The organism is Syntrophomonas zehnderi OL-4 (genome assembly GCF_000983115.1).
In the GTDB taxonomy this organism is placed as follows: domain Bacteria; phylum Bacillota; class Syntrophomonadia; order Syntrophomonadales; family Syntrophomonadaceae; genus Syntrophomonas_B; species Syntrophomonas_B zehnderi.
Genome location: NZ_CGIH01000005.1, coordinates 125,731 through 132,667 on the forward strand (window position 1 = coordinate 125,731; position 6,937 = coordinate 132,667).

Below are 6,937 nucleotides of genomic sequence, written 5' to 3' on the forward strand. Positions count from 1 at the left end.
TAAAGCCTCCCCTACCGGAAGAACAGTTGAGACTAAGATCCAACACCGTAGCGGAAGCTTTAGCTTCCGTGGGAGGCTAAAGCCTCCCCTACCGGAAGAACAGTTGAGACTAAGATCCAACCACCGTAGCGGAAGCTTTAGCTTCCGCAGGGAGGCTAAAGCCTCCCCTACCGGAAGAACAGTTGAGACTAAGATCCAAACACCGTAGCGGAAGCTTTAGCTTCCGCAGGGAGGTTAAAGCCTCCCCTACCGGAAGAACAGTTGAGACTAAGATCCAACACCGTAGCGGAAGCTTTAGCTTCCGTGGGAGGCTAAAGCCTCCCCTACCGGAAGAACAGTTGAGACTAAGATCCAACCACCGTAGCGGAAGCTTTAGCTTCCGCAGGGAGGCTAAAGCCTCCCCTACCGGAAGAACAGTTGAGACTAAGATCCAAACACCGTAGCGGAAGCTTTAGCTTCCGCAGGGAGGCTAAAGCCTCCCCTACCGGAAGAACAGTTGAGACTAAGATCCAACACCGTAGCGGAAGCTTTAGCTTCCGTGGGAGGCTAAAGCCTCCCCTACCGGAAGAACAGTTGAGACTAAGATCCAACCACCGTAGCGGAAGCTTTAGCTTCCGCAGGGAGGCTAAAGCCTCCCCTACCAGAGAAGGATGTTAAAAATAAAAAAAACGATAGGATAAACAGGAGGAATTATCCATGGGCCTAAAACGATATGTTGAACCTAATACAGTATATTTTGTTACCTCGGTAACTCATGAACGTAATCCTATTTTCAATGATCGCTTGGCTACTGAATTGCTCCTTAATATCATTCTTTATAATAAATTTGCCTGTCATTACCACATCTATGGTTTTATAGTTATGCCCGATCACTTTCATTTGATTATTCAACCTTATAAAGATACTGATTTATCTGCCATAATCAGAAGAATTAAGGGCAATTTCGCCCGTTTTTATAACATTCAAAACAGAACCTCGGACTCTATTTGGCAGAAAAGCTTTTATGACCGGGGCCTCAGGGATTATCAAGAGTTGCTAAAAACCTTGGAATATATACATAGCAATCCGGTACGAGCGGGATTAATTACGGACAGGAATGATTATGAATTTTCCAGCAGTGCCTATTATGAATGCGGGGATCGGCGTTTTGCGTTGTGGATAGATGCGTTGTAACATACCCGTAGCGGAAGCTTTAGCTTCCGCAGGAGGCTAAAGCCTCCCCTACGGAAGAACTGTTGAGGCTAAAGCCTCCCCTACGGAAATACTGTTGAGGCTAAAGCCTCCCCTACCAAAAGATCAGTTGAGACTAAGATCCAACTCCGTAGCGGAAGCTTTAGCTTCCGATTCATCTTCATCTTTTGTGTCTACAAATATGTTTCTGAGCCCGCAGAGGGGGCGATTTTTAGAGCAAATTCAATAGTAAGAAATCCTGGAGCATCCTAGGCATGGGGATTATTTGGCACGTTCAGAACCGCTACGAGCTACAGCCAAAGGTGTTTCAAGGGAAGAAGCGGTAGAAAAATAAAGGAAGCCATTTTGGATATGGGGAACGTCGGGTATTTGAAGACCTGGTTACGTCTCTGGATAACCTGTTCAACGGGCGGTTAAACTGCGGTTAAACAAGAAGTCAGGGTTAACCCTGACTTCTTGTTTATAGAGAGAGTTTTCAGCTCTGTAAGGTAATCGTGTAGTTTATCTAGCTTAGCGCAGATTCTATCGTGTTCGGACATAATATAAGCCAAGAAAACTGCAAAACAACATTGAATTTTCGTGACTAATTCACAAAAAGTGGGGTATAATTTCAAAAAGACTTGCTTTCTGTGCAAGGGGATGTTGATAGTGATATTAGAATTCAGTGTGGAAAACTTTTTATCCATTAAGGAAAAGCAGACGTTGAGTATGTTTGCATCCAGGGCGGATAAAAACCAGGCGGATAATTTAATAATAAGCAATGTAGTAAACGATGCTCTCCTTAAAAGTGCTGTGGTTTATGGTGCCAATGCTTCAGGAAAAACCAATTTACTATTTGCATTCTATACCATGCATTGGCTGGTGGTAAATAATAATGAATTACAACCTGGTGATCCTATAGAACAAGCAGTACCTTTTAAATTTGACTCGACTTGGGCTAACAGACCATCGAATTTTGAAATTAACTTTATTCACCAGGGGATAAAGTACTTGTATGGCTTTTCTGTTGATCAAAAGAAGGTGCAGGAAGAGTATTTATATTATTATCCTAAAAAACGTAAAGCTTTAGTTTTTAAGCGGCAGGGTGACAAATATAAATTTACCATAGATATAAAAGAGCAAAAAACCCTAGCGGGCAGAACTATTTCTAATCATTTGTACCTTTCGAGTTCTGCTGGGTGGAACTATAAGGAGACTTCTCCGGTTTTTGAATGGTTTAAAAAATGTCTGATTGTTCGTGGTATGAATGAATCAGATACTGAGTGGTTACAGTATACTGCAAAAAAACTGTTGAATAATGATAAAGACTCCATTTATATAGGAAACCTTATACAACAAGCTGATCTGGGGATAACAGATGTAAAGGTAAAACTAAAAAACATCGATAGAAATGAATTACCTGAGGATATGCCCGATGAGTTAAAAGATTTTTTAGACAAACAAGAAGTGTTTTCGGTTAATTGCCGTCATAGAATTGAAGATGGCCAGGGTCAAAGCATGGAATACTATTTACCCCTGAGTCAGGAATCCAAGGGCACTATTAGGATGATGGAGTTGGCAGGTTATTGGTTAGAGGCATTGCAGAAGGGGTATGTTTTAGTAGTTGATGAGCTTGATAACAGTTTGCATCCGCAGTTAATGAGGTTTTTGGTAAAATTGTTTCATGATCCCACCCAAAATCAGAATAATGCCCAATTAATTTTTTCAACTCATGATACACAACTATTACAGCTTGATTTTTTCAGGAGAGACCAGATTTGGTTTACTGAGAAAGATCCTCAATCTTTGCAAACCGAGCTATATTCGTTATTCGATATTAATGCGCGTAATGATGAGAATATAGCAAGAGGCTATTTGACGGGGAGGTACGGAGCTGTTCCCAACTTGGGTAGTGGAATAGTATTAGAAGAAGAATAGCATAAACTCTTAGTGAACCGTGATGATATCGGTTCACTTTTTTTTCGCCATAATTTATACTTATATAAGTAAGCATTGGGTAAATTTGGCGAGGGGAAAAGATTATGGCAGGAAAAAGAGATAAACAAAGAAAAATCCGTGAACAACGTAAAATCTTGCTAATTATTATTGAACGAGGAAATCAAACAGAAAGAATTTATTTTAATAAATTTATACGGCGGAATAGTATTGTTCAAATCGAGATACCCAACTGTAAAATTACAGAGGCAGTAAAATTGATTGAATATGCCAGAGCTAAAGCAAAGGAGTATGCTATCGATATTGGCGAGGGAGATAAAGTCTGGTGCGTTTTCGATGTTGACGCTAAAGGAGATCCAGAACTTGAGAAAACTAAGCAATTAGCAGATAAGAACGGAATTAAAATGGCATTATCTAATCCTTCTTTTGAACTATGGTTCTTACTTCATACCGATTATAATTCAACAAGACCGTTTTCCGATAATGATCATTTATTAAGGGAATTAAAAGTAAGGTTTCCTGCTTACAAAAAAACTAATGATTACATGTTTAATTCTATTCTACTTAATCAACAGCAAGCAATAGATAAGGCCAAAGAACTAATCAAATATCATACGGAATGCGGAAGAAGGCTCTGTAGTAAGGAAAGTAACCCTTGCACTCATGTTTTTGAGTTAGTAGAATACATAAATTATTACTGCTAACCTAAACAATATAGCCAACCTTAGAAGTCCAAAAGCTAATGGCATCGCTAGAACCATGGGCTGAATTACTGCTCTTGTTAGATAGATGGGTGAAGGGTGGATGGTAGCATTTAACCGGAGTTTTGTTTCGCTTTTTTGAGAGGTGCATTAACTTATGCAGCCCATAAAAAAAGGAGTAATCGACTTAACTACCAAATTACCGGATGCGGTGGAAATGGAAGAAATAATGTACACATCATTATGTGATGGAGACAATAAAAAAGGTGCAGGAAAGAGCAAGGTGAATATTTATTGACACCTGGAAAGTAATTGGGCGAAGTCAAAAAAAGCCGAACTTGGGTTTTTGATTGAACTAACGAGGAGCTGATAGAATGGTTAAGGTTTTAGCTACGATACTTACGGTTACTGGTATACTAATTTTTTTGCGTATCCACATTAGGGCGCAAAAATATTTAATTACCTTGAATCGACCCAAGTTTGATAGGATTACGGGAATAACCTTTATTATTCTTGGCATGCTCTTATTCATGTCTGTTTATTCAATAACAAGTTCGGAAACATTAAAAAACGCAATTAACCCTAAACATTTGTTTTATGTAACCGTGGGGATTATTCTGCTAACAACTATATATACGGTTATTACGAACTATATTGGGGATAAAAAAATAATAAAAGGGGATTTAAATGACTATAGCGGCTTATCCCCAGGGGATAAGATACAAATTATAGTGGAATCAAAGAGACAAGATACGTATAAATTCCAGTACATGTATTCTTTTACCTTAGGATTATTATCCGTCCTTGTAATAGTTGCAGTTATCACAGTTCTGCCTGATACGATATCAGAAAGTGAACAATTACTAATATTAACAGTATCTTTGATTGCCTTATTGGTAGCCTTAAAAAGTATGTTTTTTAATGAAGTTAACCCCGCATCCCAATGGTTATCCGTGCTATTAGAACTGGATAAAGAACTAGCTAGCGATGAAATTGATAAGATTATGTTAGACAAAGGGTACTTCTATCGTAACAACCTTAAAGTAATAGGACTGGGAGTTTTAATTGGTATCGCATTTTTGCTGATAGCTGTGTGTTTATAATCCTAAGGTGGAACATAGCTTCCTTGTCAGCCATAGTTTCCGGAATACACTAAAAACTCAGGCAGTTTTTTACCATTCTTGGCGGATTAGGTTCAACCCGAAAATGGTTGACAAGCATTTTCCCCCGGAGCTATGTGAACCAATTAAGGTTTTGACTCCTGCTCAGTTTATTGCGCTGTGGAAAAAGACTAAAATATTATCAGCTTCTAAAAAACCTATTTTCGTATCATTTTCTTGCGGGTGAGTTATAATGCCGACGGTAATCAGTTTGATTAATCTTAAGGGTGGGGTGGGGAAAACTACCCTGACTGTGGCTATGGCGGAATTTATGGCGGCTGAGCACGGCCTTAGGGTTCTGGTGGTGGATCTTGATCCGCAGACTAATGCTACGGTATCTTTGATTCATGAGCAGGAATGGCGGCGGCGTAATATGCGGGGGCAGACGGTCTTAAATGTTTTCCTGGATCACCTGAGTAAATACCGGATCTTTTCCCCGCAGGAAGCGATCATCCGTAAGGTTTCCAATATCCAGGGCGGGATAGAGGGTCTGGACTTACTGCCTTCGAGTATTGACTTGATTGAGGTTCATGACGAATTCCTGCGGGCTAGTGCCGCACTGCCTGTTAATCCATTGCATATTTTAGGCGGTGCTTTGCGGGAGTCCCTCCCGGATTATGATATAGTCTTAATCGACTGCCCGCCGGATCTGGGGCTGATCTGCCAGAATGGGCTGATGATCAGTAATTATTACATAATTCCCACTATACCGGATATACTTTCTACTTATGGAATCCCTCAGATTGTAAATCGCATTGAACGCTTAAAAAGTGAAACCGGTATCCCTATCCAGCCGCTGGGCCTGGTTATCAGCAAATTCCGGGAGCAATCCAATACTCATAAGGCACAAACTCCTTTATTAAGGCTAAATGCTCACCGCGATGGATACCAGCGGGTTTTGGAAACGGTTATTCCCGAGGGTACCCGGGCGGCCGCAGTAATGGATTCTACCCTTAATTTCACCAGCTTGCATGATAAATACGGTTATGATAATCCCTATCGGCACTATCAATCTCTCACCGAGGAGGTTTTAAGCTATGTCCGAAAATGATCTGGGTCAACAGATGGCGCAGTTTTTTAGGGTTCTGGCGACTGAAATTGAAAACAATCCCGCCCTGGCTCGTAAGTTGGCGGTTCCCTTTCAAGATGTTGCGGAGGCCAGTCGCAAAGCCGCTCCTGCCAAACGCAAGGCTAAGGATGAAGCCCATGTGCCGGAGGGATTTGATCCTTTTCAGATTTATTATGATCTGGGCAAACTCGGCTTGCAACAGGCCTTGGAGCCTTTGGATGCCGCTACTTTAAAGGCCATCTTGTCTAAATTTGCCCTGGATCCTTCCCGCAGCTATACCCGCTGGCGCAAACCGGAACGGCTTATGGACTTTATAATCGAACGGGTCAAGGCTATGAGCAATAAGGGACAGGCTTTTAAACCCGGTACTTAAGAACCGTTTTTTTAAGGATAGATTATAATGGGACTACTGATACACCCTGTCAGGCATAAGTATAGTTGCCGTAAGAAGATAAATTATTTATGCAAAATTTCTCAACTATTATTAGTTGAGACTTTTGCATATTAGGTAAGCCCGAAAATATTAGGATTTTATTCATACAGAAAAAGGACTTCACCCCCCATTTTGTCGAATAAATAAGTGACCAAACAAATCATCCGAAGGAGGCGAAGTCACTTATGAATATTCGACAGAGATGCATTTTCTCCTTTGAAGATGCAATGAAAATGCAACCAAAATCCAGGATCGAGAAAATAATTGATACCCTTGATTTCAAACCAGTTATTGCCAAATTACATCAACCTGATGGTAATAAACGTGGACCTAAGCCATACCCAACCTGCGCTATGTTAAATGCCTTGATTGCTATGCGGCTAGAGAATATGAATACTTTTACCCAACTGGTTGAACGGCTTACTTATGATCCCCATCTGAGGTATAT

9 protein-coding genes are annotated in these 6,937 nt (G+C 40.6%); all 9 read left to right on the forward strand.

Annotated elements, in window-relative coordinates; genetic code table 11:
- On the forward strand, nucleotides 1-208 hold a 208-nt coding region (locus AAV90_RS15225; RefSeq protein ID WP_207642030.1), incomplete at its 5' end, for a hypothetical protein.
- A 488-nt stretch (nucleotides 209-696) separates the two neighbouring features.
- Nucleotides 697-1,173 (forward strand): REP-associated tyrosine transposase, encoded by a 477-nt coding sequence (locus AAV90_RS02605; RefSeq protein ID WP_046495500.1) that lies wholly within the window; start codon nucleotides 697-699, stop codon nucleotides 1,171-1,173.
- 666 nt (nucleotides 1,174-1,839) lie between these two features.
- Nucleotides 1,840-3,108, forward strand: a complete 1,269-nt coding sequence (locus AAV90_RS02610; RefSeq protein ID WP_046495503.1) for an AAA family ATPase — start codon at nucleotides 1,840-1,842, stop codon at nucleotides 3,106-3,108.
- 104 nt (nucleotides 3,109-3,212) lie between these two features.
- Nucleotides 3,213-3,830, forward strand: coding sequence for an RloB family protein (locus AAV90_RS02615; protein WP_046495506.1), 618 nt, complete (start codon nucleotides 3,213-3,215; stop codon nucleotides 3,828-3,830).
- Nucleotides 3,831-3,984: 154 nt separating this feature from the next.
- Nucleotides 3,985-4,125, forward strand: a complete 141-nt coding sequence (locus tag AAV90_RS14810; protein WP_157609470.1) for a hypothetical protein — start codon at nucleotides 3,985-3,987, stop codon at nucleotides 4,123-4,125.
- 76 nt (nucleotides 4,126-4,201) lie between these two features.
- A complete protein-coding gene (locus tag AAV90_RS02620) occupies nucleotides 4,202-4,930 on the forward strand; it encodes a hypothetical protein (protein ID WP_046495509.1) in 729 nt (242 codons plus the stop codon).
- Nucleotides 4,931-5,180: 250 nt separating this feature from the next.
- Complete coding sequence (locus AAV90_RS02625; RefSeq protein WP_046495511.1) at nucleotides 5,181-6,038, forward strand: ParA family protein; 858 nt, start codon at nucleotides 5,181-5,183, stop codon at nucleotides 6,036-6,038.
- Entirely contained in the window at nucleotides 6,025-6,429 is a 405-nt protein-coding gene (locus tag AAV90_RS13930) for a hypothetical protein (protein WP_052729556.1), read from the forward strand. The genes AAV90_RS02625 and AAV90_RS13930 overlap by 14 nt, the downstream gene beginning before the upstream one ends.
- A 245-nt stretch (nucleotides 6,430-6,674) precedes the next feature.
- Nucleotides 6,675-6,937 (forward strand): transposase (locus AAV90_RS02635; protein WP_046495513.1); only part of this gene is annotated, 263 nt, incomplete at its 3' end.